Annotated in this window: 14 protein-coding genes; 6 read left to right on the top strand and 8 right to left on the bottom strand. The window is 66.2% G+C overall.

Annotation, left to right across the window (positions count from 1 at the left end; translation table 11 throughout):
* Window positions 1-179: 179 nt before the first annotated feature.
* Both AC1DVS_RS08000 and AC1DVS_RS07995 read right to left on the bottom strand, forming a co-directional pair.
* Window positions 180-3512, bottom strand: a complete 3333-nt coding sequence (locus AC1DVS_RS08000) for a peptidase associated/transthyretin-like domain-containing protein (RefSeq protein ID WP_478021878.1) — start codon at window positions 3510-3512, stop codon at window positions 180-182.
* A gap of 388 nt (window positions 3513-3900) precedes the next feature.
* Entirely contained in the window at window positions 3901-4617 is a 717-nt protein-coding gene (locus AC1DVS_RS07995) for a DUF2306 domain-containing protein (protein WP_478021876.1), read from the bottom strand.
* Between the two features lie 195 nt (window positions 4618-4812).
* Here AC1DVS_RS07995 and AC1DVS_RS07990 point away from each other — a divergent pair, with 195 nt between their 5' ends.
* Window positions 4813-5559 (top strand): HAD-IIB family hydrolase, encoded by a 747-nt coding sequence (locus AC1DVS_RS07990; RefSeq protein ID WP_478021875.1) that lies wholly within the window; start codon window positions 4813-4815, stop codon window positions 5557-5559.
* A 22-nt stretch (window positions 5560-5581) separates the two neighbouring features.
* On the opposite strand, the gene AC1DVS_RS07985 is transcribed toward AC1DVS_RS07990, so the two are convergent.
* Entirely contained in the window at window positions 5582-5779 is a 198-nt protein-coding gene (locus AC1DVS_RS07985; RefSeq protein ID WP_478021874.1) for a hypothetical protein, read from the bottom strand.
* A 128-nt stretch (window positions 5780-5907) separates the two neighbouring features.
* On the bottom strand, window positions 5908-6876 hold the full coding sequence (locus tag AC1DVS_RS07980) for an alpha/beta hydrolase (RefSeq protein ID WP_478021872.1): 969 nt from the start codon (window positions 6874-6876) through the stop codon (window positions 5908-5910).
* A gap of 183 nt (window positions 6877-7059) precedes the next feature.
* Between AC1DVS_RS07980 and AC1DVS_RS07975 the strand changes: the two genes are divergently transcribed.
* The 4 genes from AC1DVS_RS07975 (at window position 7060) to AC1DVS_RS07960 (ending at window position 10481) form a co-directional block, all read left to right on the top strand.
* Entirely contained in the window at window positions 7060-7524 is a 465-nt protein-coding gene (locus AC1DVS_RS07975) for a MarR family winged helix-turn-helix transcriptional regulator (protein WP_478021871.1), read from the top strand.
* A 25-nt stretch (window positions 7525-7549) separates the two neighbouring features.
* The gene (locus AC1DVS_RS07970; protein WP_478021870.1) at window positions 7550-8812 is read left to right on the top strand and encodes an MFS transporter; all 1263 of its coding nucleotides are present in this window, start codon (window positions 7550-7552) and stop codon (window positions 8810-8812) included.
* A 66-nt stretch (window positions 8813-8878) separates the two neighbouring features.
* Window positions 8879-9235 carry a VanZ family protein gene (locus tag AC1DVS_RS07965; protein WP_478021868.1) on the top strand — a complete coding sequence of 119 codons (357 nt, stop codon included), beginning with the start codon at window positions 8879-8881 and terminating at the stop codon, window positions 9233-9235.
* A gap of 169 nt (window positions 9236-9404) precedes the next feature.
* Complete coding sequence (locus AC1DVS_RS07960; RefSeq protein ID WP_478021866.1) at window positions 9405-10481, top strand: hypothetical protein; 1077 nt, start codon at window positions 9405-9407, stop codon at window positions 10479-10481.
* 19 nt (window positions 10482-10500) lie between these two features.
* On the opposite strand, the gene AC1DVS_RS07955 is transcribed toward AC1DVS_RS07960, so the two are convergent.
* The 3 genes from AC1DVS_RS07955 to AC1DVS_RS07945 all read right to left on the bottom strand — a co-directional run bounded on the left by AC1DVS_RS07955 (window position 10501) and on the right by AC1DVS_RS07945 (window position 12910).
* Window positions 10501-12003, bottom strand: a complete 1503-nt coding sequence (locus AC1DVS_RS07955; protein ID WP_478021865.1) for a carboxylesterase/lipase family protein — start codon at window positions 12001-12003, stop codon at window positions 10501-10503.
* A 104-nt stretch (window positions 12004-12107) separates the two neighbouring features.
* On the bottom strand, window positions 12108-12704 hold the full coding sequence (locus tag AC1DVS_RS07950) for a hypothetical protein (protein WP_478021864.1): 597 nt from the start codon (window positions 12702-12704) through the stop codon (window positions 12108-12110).
* A 14-nt stretch (window positions 12705-12718) separates the two neighbouring features.
* A complete protein-coding gene (locus AC1DVS_RS07945) occupies window positions 12719-12910 on the bottom strand; it encodes a hypothetical protein (RefSeq protein ID WP_478021862.1) in 192 nt (63 codons plus the stop codon).
* 204 nt (window positions 12911-13114) lie between these two features.
* Between AC1DVS_RS07945 and AC1DVS_RS07940 the strand changes: the two genes are divergently transcribed.
* Window positions 13115-14881 carry a GGDEF domain-containing protein gene (locus tag AC1DVS_RS07940; protein ID WP_478021861.1) on the top strand — a complete coding sequence of 589 codons (1767 nt, stop codon included), beginning with the start codon at window positions 13115-13117 and terminating at the stop codon, window positions 14879-14881.
* Window positions 14882-15105: 224 nt separating this feature from the next.
* Here the strand turns inward: AC1DVS_RS07940 and AC1DVS_RS07935 are convergent, their stop codons facing one another.
* The gene (locus tag AC1DVS_RS07935; RefSeq protein WP_478022111.1) at window positions 15106-17601 is read right to left on the bottom strand and encodes an ABC transporter permease; all 2496 of its coding nucleotides are present in this window, start codon (window positions 17599-17601) and stop codon (window positions 15106-15108) included.
* Between the last annotated feature and the right edge of the window lie 3 nt (window positions 17602-17604).

Here is a 17604-nt window from a genome sequence, read left to right as displayed (position 1 = left end):
GGCTTTCCGGGGGAAAGCCAAAGCTCGAACGCCGGAACAAGTCCGGCATGACGGAAATGGGAATCAGGTCGAACGAACTTTCGGCCCAAGACACCAGGGTTGGCCCCGCCCTCCTTGACTGCCCGGCCGCTTCATACCAGTTCCCCGGGGCACCTGCCCCGGGGAAGCGTGCCGCGCCTTTAACTCTTGCAGCTGTCGATCGTTCTGTTGACGAGTGTCTCGTAGAGATGCACCCGCGGCGTATCGACCCAGAAGTTGCGATAGGTGATGCTCGAGTTCGGCATCACCCGCACCTTGGGATTGCCCGATCCGCAGACCTTGCCAACTGTGGATGCATCCTGGAATGTCGTCAGTCCATCGGTCCCGACGAAATCGGGGTAGTCCCGGGCGATGTGGCAGGTTCGGCAGGTCTGGCCATAGACCTGGCGATATTCATTGGCGTGGCCGGACCAGCTCGCCGGTGTCGGCGGGACGGCCGGCCGGCCTGAGAAGACCCCGCCCGGATACCAGCCGTTGATCGTGCTCGCGATCTCATTGCCGCTATTGGTGTCGCGGACGAAATGGTTGAGCTTGGCGAAGGCATCGAAATCCGCCGCCGAGGGCGTGGTTGCACTGATCGCCTGGCCATAGTCCCAGGATTTCGCGCCGGGATAGCGGAAGCTCGGCAGATCGAACTCGCGGAAATGCGCGCCCGATGCCTTGTTGTTGGCGTCGAGCCCCGGCCCGCCGCCATGGCAGGTCTGGCAGAGCGCGGGTACCGGCTTTGGACCGAAGCCGTCGAGATCGGCGAACTTCAGCCGCGCCGATGCCCTGACCGCGCCACCGCCATAGACATAGAACTGGACCTCCTCACCCGCCGGCGCGCCGGGATCATATTCCATCGCGACCGTCGCGCCGGGACTGGTGTGGTTAAGCGCGTCATCTGCGTTTTGCGGGTTCTGGTCGGGCAGCCCGTAATTGGTGACATAACAGGCGAGCTTGGTGCCATTCTTCAGGCAGTGCATGCCGCGGCCGAAACCGAGATCATTATGGTTGAGATAGTTCGCGGTGACGAAATTCGGCCCGACCGGACCATCGCCATTGGGGTTGAAGAGATTGGCATCCCACCAGTCACCGAGCGTGCCCTTGGGGGTGGGGTTGTCGAGCGCGGCGTAATAATCCGTCGCCTGTTGCAGGCCGTTGGCGGGATTGAAGCTGCCATATGGCCCGGCGAGGAAGGCCGGCCGGCCGAACCCGTCGATATCGCCATAAGGCGGCACCACCCCGGGCGCGGCGGTGAGCACCACCGGTGTACAATCCGTATAGGGCGAGTCAGGCCACAGATCGGGTGTGGTCATGGCATGATGCGGCGGCGCGTCGGTGTTGATGATATTGTCGAGCAGCACGACCGGTATGCCGTTGGCAGTCCCGCGCAGCTCGAGCCTCAGGCTGTTGGGGAAGCCGGTGTTGAAAGGGATGCGGAAGATCGCGTGATATTGATGATTGTCGAGCGCAGTCTCCTTGACCTTGGGCGGTGGCGCGCCGCCATAGGAGACATAGGCACGCAGGGTCAGGTTGGACCAGCCGCTGAAATCGGAGCTGAGCTCGACGCGGACGCAGGTTGCGTGCGCGGGATCAGTCCCGGCGACATCCATGTTGAGCTCGGAGAAATGCCTGGTGTGGCCGATATAGAACCAGCCCTGCGGCGTGTTCTGGAGCGGCGCATTGCCCTCCTCGACCCAAAGCCCGGTCTTGTCGTCATAGGACCAGAGCGCGATCGAGGCAGGCGCGCTCGGCCGCGCTTCTGCGGAGACCGGAATGCGGATTTCCGCAGTGGCGCCGGACTTCAGGTTGAGCTTGTGGCCGGCGGTATCGCTGAAGCCGGCATAGAGCGCACCATAGCTGAGCAGCTCGGAGCGGACGCCCGAGATCGGCATCGCCTGATAATCACCCGACAGCGCACGGCGCGCGGGATTGAGCGATGCCGAGGCCGAGCGGATCCCGCCGACCGGAGCGTTCGTGCCCGAATAGACCAGTGCACCCGCGGGGACGGTGATCTGGATACCGCGCGGATCGCACCGTGTTTCCTTCGCGGCCGCCGCGAGCAGTGCCGCATCCGCTCGGGCATATTTTCGCGCGGTCTCGCGCGGATCGACCCGGTCGCCTTCGGCATGGTAGATTGACGGCTTGACCAGCCGGACGAGCGCGCTTTTGCCACCCTGTGTCGAACTGCTGCCGCCGCACGGGCCGGAACTACGCGTGTCGACGATCTGCACTGTCCCGCCGGGCGGCAGCGTCTCGACCTGGGCGCGGATCATCTCATAAGTCGCCCCCGTCGCGTCCTTGTCATAGACCCGGCTGACTGGTGCATGGTTCGGATCAGTGATGTTGAGGACGTAGCGATCGTCGCTCTGCGGCTTGGCGGTGAGCGCGAACCAGCCACTGGCGTCGGTCTTGGCTTCGGTCTTCACCGCCGCGCTGCCGATGCTGACAAGCGCGCCGTTGATCGGCTGGCGCGTGACCTCGTCGAGCACCTGGCCGGAAAAGGCGAGATCGGGGCTGCCCGAGCGGATCTCGATACGTTTATAGGCATAGCCGCCCTTGCCGTCGCGCGCGATCACATAAGCGGCGGAGAGACCCGGCTCGCTCGGGATCGTCCATTTTTCGCTGGCGCCGTTGCCCGCGCCGATCGCCCCGCTGCCCTCGAGCGTCCGCCAGCTATAGGCGATCGCATCGCCATCGGCATCGCGTGTCGCGGCGACCAGCTTGACCGTCGCGCCGCCGACCGCGCGGGCAATCGACTTCGCCCCGTCGGTCGCGAACACAGTGACCAGCCGCGGCGCGTGATTGGGCAGCGGCAGATTGGCGACCGCACCCCCCGCGCCGAGCACGACCTGCGCCGAGGCCTTGGCCTTTTCGCAATTCGCCTCGACCTGATAAGCGCCGGGCGCAAGGCCGGTGATGGCATATTCGCCGCGAATATTGGCGCGGACCTTCTGTCCGCCCGCTGCGACCGCAGTCGAGACGTCGAGGCCAAAAAAGCTGTCGGAGATCCAGCACGGCCGATTGTCGCCGGTGAGGCTCACGCCGTGGAGCACCGGTGTCGACAGCCGCGCCAGCACATCCCCCGTGCCGACCGTCTTCGTGCCGACGGCCAGTTCCTTGGAGCAGCCGGTCGAGGTCGCGATCGCCCAGCAGACCCGGTAAGTGCCGGGCTTGGGCGCGATAAGGTCGAACCGGCCGTCGAGATAGGTGACGACACTGGACACATCCGACCCGGACGCCGAGCGCAGCACGACCTTCTGGTCCGGCAGAGCAATGGCCGCGCTTTGCTGGACCGCAGCGAACGAGGTGCTCGCGACCACCAGCTTGAGCGTTCCGGTGACACGCGCGGGTTTCGGCGGCGGCACAGGCTGGGCAATGCCGGAAGAGCCTTTGATCATCAGCGCGGCGACGAGGAGCAGGGCCATGAGGACAATCCCCCAGGCGATCCGCTGCGGGGTGCGCAGCCGGGTGAACGATGCCAGCAACATGCCTCTTCTCCTCAGAGTCGATGCGTCGTCTTCACCGTGCTAAAAGATCAGCCAAAGTCACGACGAACGAAATTCGTCGACAAAAAGGACCAGCCTCCCGGAATCCATGGATTCCAGAGCGCGGAACTACGCATTCCAGTTGCGACCGGTTTATTGTTGGAAAAATGACCTTAGCATGATTCGAGCTCACTTTTCCGGATAGTCTGCAGAGTTGGGACCAATTCGGCTGTATTCGAGATAAGCAGCTCTATTTCGACGATTCTATTGCGACATGGTGGGGAAATCGTGGGTTATCATCGCCGCCCGGGCCGATCCCTGGCGCGGGTCGCCAGCGCTTTGTTGCGACACTTTGTGCCCGAGTCGAAACGGAACGCGGGCAGCTCGGGCGCTAGCGTTGAACAGCAACCCTCCGACCGCCCGTGACACGAACCCGCACCAGCCAGAAGACCATCACCCCCAGCGCGGCGAGCGGCGGCACCATGAGGAAGAACGACCCCCGGATCGACACCGGCATGATCTTCTGCTGCCCGAGGAAGAAGGATGCCGCGGCGATGAACAGGGCAACGCACATCCGCCAGATATGCCGCGCGATCCGCGGCGTGCCGGTAATGCCGCCGCGCAGGATGACCTTCATATCGAGTGCGGCAGCGAGCGCCACGATCGCCGCAACGAAGAAATAGGCTCCGGCCGGATAGCCGGCGATCATCCCTCGCGGCCGATCCAGGCCGCGCATACCAAGCGTCACGGCGGCGACGACGGCGCCCAGCGCGACCGCGAAGGCAATGATTTCCCCAACCCCGGTCTCCCCGCCCCTGCGCTTCACCGTCAGCCATGCCGTGACCACCAGATAGAAGGTGAAAGTTCCGGCGAGGGTGTCGATACCGTGCCCCAGAAACGGCGATACGCCCGCTCCGATCGCCGCCATTACCAGCATCGACACGACGAAGATCGTCCCCGCCACGCGGTGCCGGTGCGAGCCCTTGCGGGCAACCAAGGCCGCCGTGCCGGAGAGCAATCCAATCGCGCCCGCGGCGATATGCACCACCAGGATCAGCATCGCGCCCGCCGCGATCCACCAGGGGCTTTCCGGGCTCACATGAATCACGGGCACGCTCCCTGCGGTTTCGATGCGACGAGTGTTATATGAATAATACACCTGCCACAAGCCGGCGGAACCATGAGTCCGGGTTGCAACCATTGTCGCGGCGATCGTGGTCCGGGAGCGCAACGGAGTGCGGCGAGATGCGTTCAGCGGCGGAACGACCTCGTTACGCTACAGCCACAAAACCCCGGAGCCCGCATGAAGAAACTGATCGCGTTCGATCTCGACGGCACGCTTGCCGAAAGCAAACAGGCGATCGACGCCGAGATGGGCGATCTGCTTGCCCGCCTCACCCACGTCGCGCTGGTGACCGTGATCTCAGGCGGCGACTGGCCGCAGTTCGAAAAGCAGCTGGTCGGGCAATTGCCGGCGGACGCAAAGCTCGAAAATTTCCTGGTGATGCCGACCACCGGCACCAAGCTCTATCGTTTCGCCGATGGCAGCTGGACGCAGATCTATGCCGATATTTTCTCCGATGAGGAGCGCGCGACGATCCTCGCGAAACTGGAGGCCGCGGTCGAGCAGGCCGGCCTCAAGATCGACAAGCCCTATGGCGAGCAGATCGAGGATCGCGGCAGCCAGATCACCTTCTCGGCGCTCGGCCAGCAGGCGCCTTTGTCAGTGAAGGGCAATTGGGACCCGGATGCTGCCAAGCGCAAGGCGCTGAAGGCGATCCTCGATCCCGAGCTGCCTGGCTTCGCGATCAATATCGGCGGATCCTCCTCGATCGACATCACCCGCAAGGGAGTGGACAAGGGCTATGCCGTGCACCGGCTCGCCGAGGCGACCCGGCTATCGCTCGGCGACATGCTGTTCCTGGGCGACGCGATCTTTCCGGGCGGCAACGACTATCCGGTCAAGGCAGCCGGCGTGGATAGCGTGAAGGTGCGCGATATCGAGGAGACCAAGCGGGTGGTGGAGGCGATCGTGGGGTGCCTCGCGTGATACCGGCAAGGCACAGCGCCGCTCACTCTTCGCCCTCGTCGCTTACCTCGAGCTCCTTCTCTTCATCGCTATTGAGCTGGCGATCGATCTCCTCGACGATGAGGTCGAGCTGGTCATAGGTGACCAGGAATTCGGACTCGCTTCCATCGTCCTCTTCGAGGGTCAGCAGATACTGGCCATCGCTGGGCGTGATCGTGAAGGTCTTGAGCGTGCTCGGCATGGGTGCCTCCTATTGGTGCCACTCAACATCGCTTCACGACGGGCCTGGTTCCGATGGAAAGCGAATATTCGCCGCAAGAATAACAGGATGAGCATCACATAGGCCCGGGATCGGCAGACCCAGTGGGCTCAGCCGAGGCCCTGCGCCTTTGCCCAGGTGACGAACATCTCCTTCCAGTGGCGCGCCGGCTCTCCGGTTGGTCCGGGCAGGCCGAGGCCATGGCCGCCTGCGGTGAACAGGTGCGTCTCCACCTTCACGCCAGCCGCCTTGAGCGCGGCGCGCATCTCCACGGTGTTTTCGACTGACACGGTCGTGTCATCCTCGGCATGGGCCATGAAGCAGGGCGGCGTGGCGGCGGTGACATTATGCGCCGGGCTGTGCACGCGCTGCATTTCGGGCGAGGCATTCGGCCCGAGCAGCATGTCGCGCGAGCCGCCATGCGCGAGCGGCTGACTCATCGACTGGACCGCATAGATGGGTGCAGCGATCACTGGCCGCGCGCTCAGCCGATCGGCGGCATCGACCGGATCATAGACCTTCGCGTCGTAGCGGGTGGCGAGATCTCCGCAGAGATGCCCGCCGGCGGAGAAGCCCAGCGCGCCGACGTTGTCGGGATCGAAGCCATAGTGCGCCGCGCGTGACCGGATCAGCCGCATGGCGCGCTGTGCATCGGCAAGCGGCACATCCGCTCGGTTCGCCCAGCCTTCCCCAGGCAGCCGGTAGTAAAGTACGAAAACCGTCCAGCCGCGTTCGCTGAGCCAAGGGCCAACCTGATAGCCCTCAACATCGATGACGATCACCGAATAGCCGCCACCCGGCGTGACCAGCAGCGCAGCCCCGTTCGGCTTTGCTGGTCGGAACACCTTCATGCGCGGGCGGACGATGCCCTTGACCATCCGGCCGTGATGCTCGGCGTTGCCGGTTTCTATCACCTGCTCGACCGGCAGGACGGCGGGCGCAGCGGGCGGCGTGCCGGGCCACAGATCGATCTCCTCGGCCGGAAAAGCGGGCCAGGTGCCGGGTTCCGCGGCACAGGCTGCCGAACTCAGCAAACCGGTAGCAACGCCGGCCACCAGCATTTCGCGACGGCTCAACATGGGCGACCTTCTCTCCTGTATCGGAAGATAGTCATCCCCGGCGTTGTGGCGCGTGTCAAAGCCAATAGCGGCGGTGATCGACTCTTCCACGCGGGACGAGGCGGCATCGCTTTTTGAATCTTGGTGCGAAAATATGTGAAGGTAAGCTTTGCAGTTTACCTTCACATATCCTACATGCCCGCCATGGACTCGTCCCCCGACTCAGCCGCCCACGCTCTTGCGAGCAACTTGCGCGTGCTGATCGGCCGGCTGCGGCGGCGGTTGCGGGAGCAGGCCGATCCCGGAGATCTCAGCTGGTCCCAGACCGCCGTGCTTTCGCTGCTTGACCGCGAGGGGCCGGCGACGGTCTCGACGCTGGCGCGGGCCGAGGGTGTGCGGCCGCAATCGATGGGGGCGACCGTTGCCGGGCTCGAGGCTGCGGGGCTGGTCGTTGGCGCGCCCGACCCTTCCGACGGGCGGCAGACGCTTCTGTCTCTCACACCCGCCTGCCGCGAATGGTTGCAGGCCGGCAGGGCCGCGCGTGAGGATTGGCTGTTCCGGGCGATCCAGACCGAGCTTTCAGCCGAGGAACAGGCGCAGCTCATGGGCGTGGTCGACCTGCTCAGGCGCATTGCCGATTCCCCGCTACAAGAAGGGAAAGCGCGGTGATCCCTGCCTCGCGCCCGAGCCGCACATGAGCGCAACGTTCCGATCGCTGAAGAATCGCAATTTCCGGATCTGGGCAGGCGGCGCGATCGTTTCCAATATCGGCACCTGGATGCAGCGCACCGCGCAGGACTGGATCGTCCTGACCCAGCTCACCGACCACAAGGCGGCGGCGGTCGGGCTGGTGATGGCGCTTCAGTTCGGGCCGCAGCTGCTGTTCCTGCCACTGACTGGCTTTGCGGCCGATCATTTCGACCGGCGCAAGCTGCTGTTCGCGACACAGGCGGGCATGGGGCTGATGGCGCTCGGGCTCGGCCTGCTGACCGTCACCGGGCTGGTGCAGCTGTGGCACGTCTATGTCTTCGCCTTTCTGCTCGGATCGATCGCGGCGTTCGACGCGCCGGCGCGGCAGACCTTCGTCTCGGAGCTGGTCGGCGAGGCCGATCTGCCGAACGCGGTGGGGCTCAATTCGACCTCGTTCAACGCGGCGCGGATGATCGGGCCGGCGATTGCCGGGATGCTGATCGCGGGCGTCGGCACCGGGTGGGTGTTCCTGCTTAACGCAGCCTCCTTTGCCGCGGTGCTCGGCTCGCTGGCGCTGCTACGGGTCGACGACCTGCACCGGACCGATCGGCCGGTCAGGACCCGCGGCAGCTTTGCCGAGGGTTTCCGCTATGTCTGGAGCCGGCCCGATCTGAAGGCGGGGATGCTGATGCTGTTCCTGATCGGCACCTTCGGGCTCAACTTCCCGATCTTCATCTCGACCATGTCAGTGACCGTCTTCCATCAGGGCGCGGGTCGCTATGGGCTGTTGTCCTCGATCATGGCGGTGGGATCGGTGACGGGGGCATTGCTCGCGGCGGGGCGCGACCGACCGCATATCGGCATATTGCTGGGCGCGGCGGCAGTGTTCGGGTTCGGGTTCAGCCTCGCGGCCATCGTGCCGACCTATTGGCTGTTCGGGCTTACCCTGGCGCTGATCGGCATTGCCTCGCAGACCTTCACCACCACATCGGCGAGCATCGTCCAGATCTCGACCGACCCGGCGATGCGCGGCCGGGTGATGGCGATCCTGTTCGCGATCGCGCTTGGCGGCACGCCGATCGGGGCGCCGATCGTCGGCTGGGTGGCAGACCGGTTCGGGCCGCGCTGGGCGCTTGGCGTTGGCGCCGCCGCCGGGTTTGCGGCTGCGCTGGTCGGGATCCGGTATCTGGTGAAGTACCGCCAACTCAATGTGCGGCTTGCCGACAACCGGATTTCCTTCAGCCTTGACGGGCGGACTGGCCTTTGAGTCGGAATGGGCTTTGAGCCGCAAAGGCCGTTGCTGGCGGCCGTCCCAGCGGTTACGGCGCGCGCCATGACGATACCTGGCACGCGACGGTCCGACTGGCTGCAATCCCTTTTCTGGTGCGCGCTCGTGTTCGCATTGGTGATGGCCGTGCTGCCCCAGCCGCCACATCTGCCGATCGACCGGCTCGGCGATAAGTTCGAGCATATGCTCGCATTCAGCGTGCTCGCTCTGCTCGGCAGCATCGCCTATTCCGCGATGCCGCTGTTCCGTCTGGGCGAGCGATTGTCCTTTCTCGGCGCGATCATCGAGTTGCTCCAGTCGATCCCGGCCCTGCACCGCGATTGCGACATCCGCGACTGGATTGCCGACACGATCGCGGTGACGATCGTGCTGGGCCTGGTGTATCTCGTCCGCCGCCGCTGAAGCCAGAACTAGCCCAACCTCGAGTCTGACCCGCCCCGTTGGAGTTCATCCGGTGGTGCTCCCGCAGTGAGCAATCCGCGCGACGCCTCTGGCGAGAATAGATACCCGCGATAGCTATCCGTTAACCAAGCCGAGCTAGACTCGCGGTTGTCATTTGGGGGGGCGGGCCTTGGCAACGCAATATACGCAGCTTTCGGGCCGAGCTTCCGCATCCGGCTCGGGCGGGTCTCTGACTGATCCCGCGCGCGCGATTATCGGCCCGCGACGCGATGCCCTGCTCTTCTGGGGGGCACCTCTGATTGCCTTTCTGCTCGTCCAGGCATGGCTGCGCGGATGGGATGTGCTGGCCCCGCCCGCTATCGCCAAGCCGATGGTGATCGGCATGTTCGGCGCCATCTCAGTGCTTACCTGGGCGCATCTGATCGCGGTCGTGCCCCGGGCCTATCTGAACGGCGACGTGTTCGCGGCCTATCGGCTTCGGCTTACCATAGTGCCGGTTCTCCTCATCGCCCTGCTCATTCTGTCCCCTACGGCGCTTATCGCCGCAGCCGTGATCGCCGTCTTCTGGGATGTGCATCATTCCGCGATGCAGAATTTCGGCTTTGCCCGCATCTACGACATGAAGGCCGGCAATGCGCCGCAGCAGCTGCGTGCGACTGATCTCAGGCTCAACTGGGCACTCTATGTCGGCCCGCTCGCGGCGGGGACTGCACTCGCAGCCCATATGGACCATCTGCTCAAATTCGACGGAACCGTCTTCCAGACGCTGACCACGCTGCCGGGCATATTCGCCGCCGATCATCAGGGCATCAGCATCGCGGCGATCGCGCTGTACGTTGCCATCATCGGCTGGACCGTGATCGACTATGCGCGCGCGATGCGTGCCGGATACCGGCTGCCGGCGCACAAGCTGGCGACGATGGTGATCACCGGCGTCGTGTCGATCCTCGCATGGGGCTTCTCACCGCCGCTGGTGGCGCTCGCCGCGATCAACCTCTACCACGCGGTCCAGTATTTCGCGCTCGTCTGGACCAAGGAGAGCGGCCACATGACCGGCAAGCTCGGCCGCGGCAACAAGGGTTATGCGGCGCTGTTCTTTTTCGCCGGCAGCATCGTCTTCGGGTTGGGCTATGCCGCTGCGGGGGCGGGCAGCATCAAGATATTCCTCGCGCCGTTCATCGCCTGCTCGCTGCTCCATTTCTGGTACGACAGCTTCATCTGGTCGGTCCGCAAGCGCCAGGTCTGATTCCTCGAAGGGCTGATCCCTAGAAGGGTAGGCGCCAGAATGACGCCCGGGCCTTGGCCGTGCCTCGCTGTCCGGACCGAGATTGGGTCGCAGGCCGCCTCCCCGACCCGATGGCGGTGGGTGCCCACGGGTCAGGACCGGGAATGGCGATGCCTTCGGGCGAGAAGTCGATCATCTCGTCGGTAGCGCGCGCATGGTTTCTCCACAGTGGTAGGCCCGGCGCGTTCGGGTTTCCGGTCTTCACGAAGTTCACGAGATAGGCGCTGGCCGTGAGCCCCGCGGCGCGATCGCGGGGTGTGGTCCTGTCGCCATATTTGATCGCGACGGTGTCGAGGAAATAGGGGATGTCGCTGGCGTGATCGGCGCCGTGCGCGCCCTTGATCGACTGGGCGACATAGGAAAAGCGGTAATAATAGACCGGCACCCCCTGCCCTGACACGATCCCGGCCAGCTTGCGCGCGCCGGCGACCATCGTGCCGGTCCTCCCGCCGATATCGTTGCTGGTCGCGCCGATCATCAGCGGGACATGCGCGAAGCGGCCCGAAGCGAGAGCCGGGGCTACATCCACTGCCAGTACGCCATCAGCGAACGGGGCTGAAACGGTGCCGGCGTTGCGGCCGCCCCTGGTCGCCAGATTGAGGTCGCCCGTGACTTCCTCAGCCGAGAGCGCGCGGAGCTTTTCGAGCGCTCGTGGATCATTGGCGGCAATGTCCTTCGACGCAGCGAAACCGAGGCCGGCAGTCTCGGCCGATGCCAGCGTTCCGCCGCCGCCCATGCCGCCGCCATCGCCACCCGACAACACCACTGCCTTGCGGAACAGGCCCGTGGTCCGCGGCGAGGTGACCAGAGCGAGCACCGACATGCCGCCGGCGCTCTCGCCCATGATCGTGACATTGGCCGGGTCGCCGCCAAAGGCAGCGATGTTCCGCTTCACCCATTTGAGGGCGGCGACCTGATCCATATAGCCGTAATTGCCAAGCAGCCCCTTGTCGGGGTTGCGCCTGCTCAGCTGCGGATGGGCGAAGGTGCCGAACCGGCCGATCCGGTAGTTGAAGCTGACCATCATGATGCCGCGCTTCGCCAGCTGCGCGCCGGTATAGGTCGGCGGAGAAGCGCCGCCATTCACGAAGCCGCCGCCATAGATCCAGACCAGCACCGGGAGCTTGCCCGTGGCACGCGTCGGCTTCCAGACATTGGCGTAAAGGCAATCCTCAGCGGGCGGCGTGCCGAGCGGGGCTGCATCGCCGGGGAACGGGAACTGCATGCAATCATGGCTATAGGCTATGGCATCGCGGACGCCGCGCCACGGTGCTGGAGGCTGTGGCGCACGCCAGCGCAGCTGGCCGACCGGTGGCGCAGCAAAGGGGATGCCCTTCCAGCTCACGACATCGCGCTCGACCAAGCCGCGCACGCGACCGCTGTCGGTTGCGACGATGGTAGTCGAGGTCTGGGCGAAGGCGGGCGCCGATAGCGAGCAGGCGCACAATGCGAGTGACGACGATGCAAGGCGGATTTTGCTCACATGCTTTCCCTGTATTCTTCCTGCGATCGACCAGCGGGTGCTCGCGCGGGGCCCGATCTAGCTTGAGACTGGATTATATGCCAGTAATCCTATGCCCTTCGCGGCTATTCTTCCCCCGGTGACTGAACGCGAAAGCCGAGGACAATGACCTGAGGGTTGTCTTCCCACCGGTCGCCGGGCGTCGGGTGATTGACGTTCCAGTTGGCGGCGAAGGCCCCCCTCGCCGTCAGTCTTTTGCCGGGGATGGGTTTTGGCCATCGCCACAGCAAGCCACCGAAGATCGGGATTGCGCCTTCAGCCCGGATATCGGAACGCGTGATCTCCTGAAGACGCTCGGAGCGCGTCCATTCCACGACCAGCGTGATGCGCGACGCCCAGCGCGGCATATGGGTTGCGCCGATCCACTCATAATCGCCATCGCCCGGCCGCCGGCCAGGCTTGCCGCTGCCGTCGCGATAGCGTCGCCAGCCATCAGTAAAGATGGCGAATTCCGCCTTGCTCAGGGCAGTCGTGAGATCCTGCCCCGCCTCACGCCTGCCGGCGATACAGGATTCGCGAACCCACAAGCGGTCGCCCGGCCTGGACTGCGCCAGGACACTCCGCATGCCGACCCGGACCTGCGTCTTGCGCCCGGAAAGGAGCGCGGAGGCGATGCCTGGATCTACGATGATGGACGGGTCGCTCGAACGGATGCTCGTCACGTCAGCCGAGCCCTTCAGACGACCCGCACAGTCTCGCCGTTCAGAATGTCGGTCGGCGTGTTGCCGACCGAAAACACGCAGTCCGGCCCGGCATAGGTGATCTCGCTGCCGATGCTCGTCTCGACGATGGTGATGGCTTGATCGAGATTGACATAGACCACTTCGTCGGCGTCCGCCGCCGATTTGCACTTTACCCAATTGGCCATAATGCCTCCCTGTTCTTCGACGACCTGGAACAGCCCCCAGGTGAAAGCACCGTCCGGATACCTGAGCGGGGAATGCCTCAAGGCACGGCCAGGCGCCAGACGGGAAATGGAGAACCGCGGGACCTGGGCGAATCTTCGGGGCATCGGGCTGAGTTCCCCCATAGAGGTAAGACTTTGAACACCCGATCGCGTCATAGCACGGGCATGAGGCGGATCTGGGAATCATGCCGGGCGGCCATGGCCGGCCTGCGGCTCGCTATGGTCGCCATGATCATCGCCTGCTGGGCGCTCCCCGCCGCTGCCGAGAATTTGCGGCTGAACGACGGGCTCTGCCACGCCGTCACGCCTTTGCGGCAGGCTGATACCCCCCTGCCCGCGCTGCGCTTCAGCTGTCGCAGATCGCCCACCGGCTATCAGCAGGCCAGCCTCTGGCTGCGCGCTGACCTCGCGCGCCTGCCGGTCGACCGCAACGATGTCGTGCTGATGGCCCACCAGTCGCGCTTCGACCGGCTCACCGTGATCTTCGGCTATGCCGACGGCGCCACGCAGCGCCAGCAGGTCAGCGGCGGAGCCTTTGGGTCGCATTGGCGCGCCGGTGGGCAGATCGCCTTCGAAGCGCCGGTGAGGGACGCGCCGCTTACAGCCGTGACGATGCGGGTCGATCGCCTCGCCAGCGAAAGCCTGCTCCACCTTCGGCTCGTGACGCGGGGTGACGCTGGCGCGCAATCGGCGGCGCTGGCCGCGACGATCGGCGCCGCGCTGATGCTGCTGCTGGTCGCCACGCTCTATAACCTGTCGCTCGCTACAGCGGTGCGGCGGCAGTTCCTCGTCTGGCACGGCGCCTGGGCCGCCTGCATGCTGCTCTGGGGGCTGATCTGGTCGCAGCTCGATCTGCTCGCGGTACCAGCAATGGCGGGGACGATATCGGCGCAGACCTGCACCTTCCTCGCCTGCCTCGCGATCGCGCTGGCGACTGCGAGCGTCGTCACCGCGCTCGGCCGCGATGTGCTGCCCGCCCGCGCCCGGACCGCGATGCTTGTGCTGGGCGGCGCTGTTGCGCTGTTCGGCGTGCCTCTTGCCCTGGTGCGCAGCGCTGTGATCGACGCGATGGCCGGGGTGGTGAGCATCCTCATCCTGGCCGATCTGCTCGCGGTCGCCGCCTGCCTCGCCTGGGCCTGGCGGCGCGGCAGTGCCGAGGCGCGCGACTTCGCGGCGGCATGGGCGGTGCCGATGGCGACGCTCGCGCTGATCCAGCTCGTCGATATCGACGGCGCCTTCTGGGGTGCGGGGTCCAAACTGGTGATCCTGGTCGCAGCGGCGTGGCAGACGCTGTGGCTGTCGATCGCCGCCACGCGGCGGTTCGCGCAGCTCCGCGTGGAGCGCGACCGCGCCCGTGCCGACGAAGCCCAGGCGAGCGAACTGGCGCGGCGCGATCCGCTTACCGGCCTTCGCAACCGGCGCGGCTTTATCGAGACGATCGCGCCGCTCCTCGACCATGAGCGATCCGCCGGCGCGCCGGTCGCGCTGCTGCTGATCGATATCGACCGGTTCAAGTCGGTCAACGACGCGCATGGCCATGAGGCCGGTGACCGGGTGCTGATCACGATCGCCGAGCGACTGACGCGGTGGGAAGGCCCGATGTGCACGGTCGCGCGGCTCGGCGGCGAGGAGTTCGCGCTGATGATCGCGGGGATTGAGGGCTTCGCGCTGGCGCGGTTCGCCGACAATGTCTGCCGCGAGATCGGTGGGTGCGATCACCGGGGGGCGATCGGGGCGCGTGCGGTGACGGCGAGTATCGGGGTTGCCGAGACCCGGGCGCAGGGTGATTTCCAACAGCTGTACCGGCTGGCTGATCAGGCGCTCTATGCGGCCAAGCAGGAGGGGCGTAACCGGGTGGTGGTGCGGCAGTTCGCCTTGGCGCCGGTGCCTGAGGCGAGCGAGGGGGCGAGCGGTTCGGCTTTGAGAATGTAAAGCCCCTCCCCTTCAGGCGCGCCGGGTCGGCCATGCCCCCGGCATGGCCTGAAGAGCGCGGGGCGCTCTTCACCCGGCACGGGGTTGGGGGTGGGGCAGCGTCGAGCGGGGCTCGATGCCCCGATCGGCGCTTCGGTCTGGACGGTACGAGTCTTTTTGAGCGCGCAGACGCGCGCCCCCACCCCAACCCCTCCCCTGAAGGGGAGGGGCTTATATTGGCTGTCTCAAAGTTCACGCAGCACGCGCGCGGGGCGGACGCCGAGGATTGGCCAGGCGCCGGCCAGACCGAGGCCCATGACGATCAGGATCCCGCCCGCGAGCGTTCCAGCGACGACGGTGTAATCGGGAAGCCAGGCGAACTCGAACAGCTCGACCACCACATACCAGGCGCCGCCGAGCCCCAGTGCGAGCGCAAGCAGCGCTAAGACCGCGCTCAGCACGGCATATTCGATCGCCTGGCTCGCAAGCACCTGGGCGCGGGTTGCGCCCAATGTGCGCAGGATGACGCTGTCATAGGTGCGCGCCTCGCGCGCTGCGGCGATCGCGCCGACGAGGACGGCGATGCCGGCGAGGACCGCGACCGAGGTGGCGGCGGTGATCGCGGCGGCCATTTGCGCGACGAGATCGCGGACCTGGGCGAGGACGCCGCCGACCTCGATCACCGAGACCGAGGGGAAGGGCTTGAGCAACGCCCGCAGTACCGGCTGGACGCGGGCCTTGGGCAGATCGATGGTGGCGGCGAGATTGTGGGGGGCGTCCGAAATGGCGTTGGGCGAGAAGACCAGGACATAGTTGAAACCGAGCGTGTCCCACTCGATCTGGCGGAACGAGGCGATCGTGGCGGTGCGCTCGACGCCGAGCAGGCTGTAGCTGAGCTTGTCGCCGATCTTCACGCCGAGCACCTCGGCGAGCTTCGCATCGATCGAGACCAGAGGCGGCCCGGCATAGTCTTTCGGCCACCAATGGCCGGCGGTGAGCGAGCTGCCTTCGGGGAGGGCTTCCGAATAGGTCAGGCCGCGCTCGCCGCGGAGTGCCCAGGCGCCGTCCGGGATGGTTTTGAGATCGGCGACGCGGACATTGCCATAGCCGGTGATGGTGCCGCGCATCGCCGGGACGGTCGCGACCTTCGCCTTGGGCGCGATGGCGGCGATGACCTTGCGGAACTCGGCCTCGCGGGTCGAGGGGACGTCGAGGGCGAACAGCGCCGGCGCGCGGGCCGGAACCGTGCGCGCGATATTGGCGTCTATGCTGGTGCGGATCGCCGCCAGCAGGACGAACAGGGTCAGGCCGAGGCCGAGCGCGACGACGAGGGTGCCGGTGCGCGCGCCGGGGCGGTGAAGCGCGGCGATGGCGAGGCGGAGCAGCGGGCGGCGCGACCTGGGCAGCATTGCCGCGCCCTTGCGGACCAGCCAGCCGAAGCCGGCTAATGCGAGCAACACGCCAACGACTGCGCCGAGGAAGCTTGCGGTCAGCCAGGGCTGCGCGGCCGAGGCCATTGCCAACGTGACCACTGCGATGCCGGCGCCCGCCATCCAGGGCAGGACGCGGCGGAGCGGCGCGCGGCGGTTGTCGAAATGGCCGCGTAGCAGGCCCGATGCCGGGACGCTGCCGGCGGCCACCAGCGGCGGTGCGGCGAAGGCGAAGGCGATCAGCAGGCCGTAGATGGCGGCGAGTGCGAGCGGCATCACCTCCACCGAGAATTTCGGCGCGACCGGCAGGACATCGCCCGCGAGCCAGACGATCAGCGGCACCGCGCCCACACCGACCGCAAGCCCGGCGGCGATGCCGATCGCGGCGACCACGCCGATCTGCAGCACATAGATGCGCGCGATGATGCCCGAGGTCGCGCCGAGGATCTTGAGCGTGGCGATGCCGGGCCGGCGCGCGGCGAGATAGGAGGAGACGCCGTTGCCGACGCCTATCCCGGCGATCACCAAAGCCGAGAGCGCGACCAGCATCAGGAACTGGCCCATCCGCTCGACGAAGCGCGCTGCGCCGGGCGTGGCGCGGTCGCGGGTCTTGGCCTGCCAGCCACCTTCGGGGAAGCGGGCCTTGAAGCGGTCGGACAGCGTCTGGAGGTTGCGGCCCCCGCGCACCGCGACACGGTATTTGCTGTTGTAGAGGCTGCCCGGCTGGATCAGCCCGGTGCGGGCGATGCCGGCCGTGGAGACGATCGCGACCGGGCCGAGGGTGAAGCCCTCGCCGAGCCGGTCGGGCTCGTCGGCGATGATGCCGCCGACCCTGAACATCGCCGAGCCGAGCCGGAACTGACTGCCGGGGTGGACGCCGAGGCGCTCGGCCAGCGCCGGCGCGATCCAGGCGGTGGTTGCGTCAGGCGCATGCACCGCGCGGCCGTCGGCGAGCTTGAGGCTGCCGTAGAGCGGATAGGCGCTGTCGACGCCCTTGAGCTCGATCGGCACGATCAGCGGTGTGGCGGTGGTGCCGCCGACGGCTGTGCCCTGCATCCGCATTGTCTCCGACACCCTGCCGAGTGACGTCATGACGCCACGCTCGTCCGAGGTGGCCGGGCGCTGCGACACCGCGAATTCGAGATCACCGCCAAGCACCATCGCGCCGCGCGAGGCGAGCTCGCGCTGGATCGCCTGGGTGAGGCTGCCGATCGCGGCGAGCGCGCCGACGCCGAGGAACAGGCAGGCGAGCAGCAGCCGCAGCCCGCGGAACTTCAGGTCGAGCTCGCGGCGGGCGAGGCGCCACGCCATGCG

It is taken from the genome of Sphingomonas sp. P3_C5 (assembly GCF_056402635.1).
This window is presented reverse-complemented; position numbering and strand designations above follow the sequence as displayed.

Bases quoted from the DNA above. Each gene is read 5' to 3' on its own strand.
- AC1DVS_RS08000 (WP_478021878.1), bottom strand. From the start codon at position 3,512: ATGTTGCTGGCATCGTTCACCCGGCTGCGCACCCCGCAGCGGATCGCC.
- AC1DVS_RS07990 (WP_478021875.1), top strand. From the start codon at position 4,813: ATGAAGAAACTGATCGCGTTCGATCTCGACGGCACGCTTGCCGAAAGC.
- AC1DVS_RS07985 (WP_478021874.1), bottom strand. From the start codon at position 5,779: ATGCCGAGCACGCTCAAGACCTTCACGATCACGCCCAGCGATGGCCAG.
- AC1DVS_RS07980 (WP_478021872.1), bottom strand. From the start codon at position 6,876: ATGTTGAGCCGTCGCGAAATGCTGGTGGCCGGCGTTGCTACCGGTTTG.
- AC1DVS_RS07975 (WP_478021871.1), top strand. From the start codon at position 7,060: ATGGACTCGTCCCCCGACTCAGCCGCCCACGCTCTTGCGAGCAACTTG.
- AC1DVS_RS07970 (WP_478021870.1), top strand. From the start codon at position 7,550: ATGAGCGCAACGTTCCGATCGCTGAAGAATCGCAATTTCCGGATCTGG.
- AC1DVS_RS07965 (WP_478021868.1), top strand. From the start codon at position 8,879: ATGACGATACCTGGCACGCGACGGTCCGACTGGCTGCAATCCCTTTTC.
- AC1DVS_RS07945 (WP_478021862.1), bottom strand. From the start codon at position 12,910: ATGGCCAATTGGGTAAAGTGCAAATCGGCGGCGGACGCCGACGAAGTG.
- AC1DVS_RS07940 (WP_478021861.1), top strand. From the start codon at position 13,115: ATGAGGCGGATCTGGGAATCATGCCGGGCGGCCATGGCCGGCCTGCGG.
- AC1DVS_RS07935 (WP_478022111.1), bottom strand. From the start codon at position 17,601: ATGGCGTGGCGCCTCGCCCGCCGCGAGCTCGACCTGAAGTTCCGCGGG.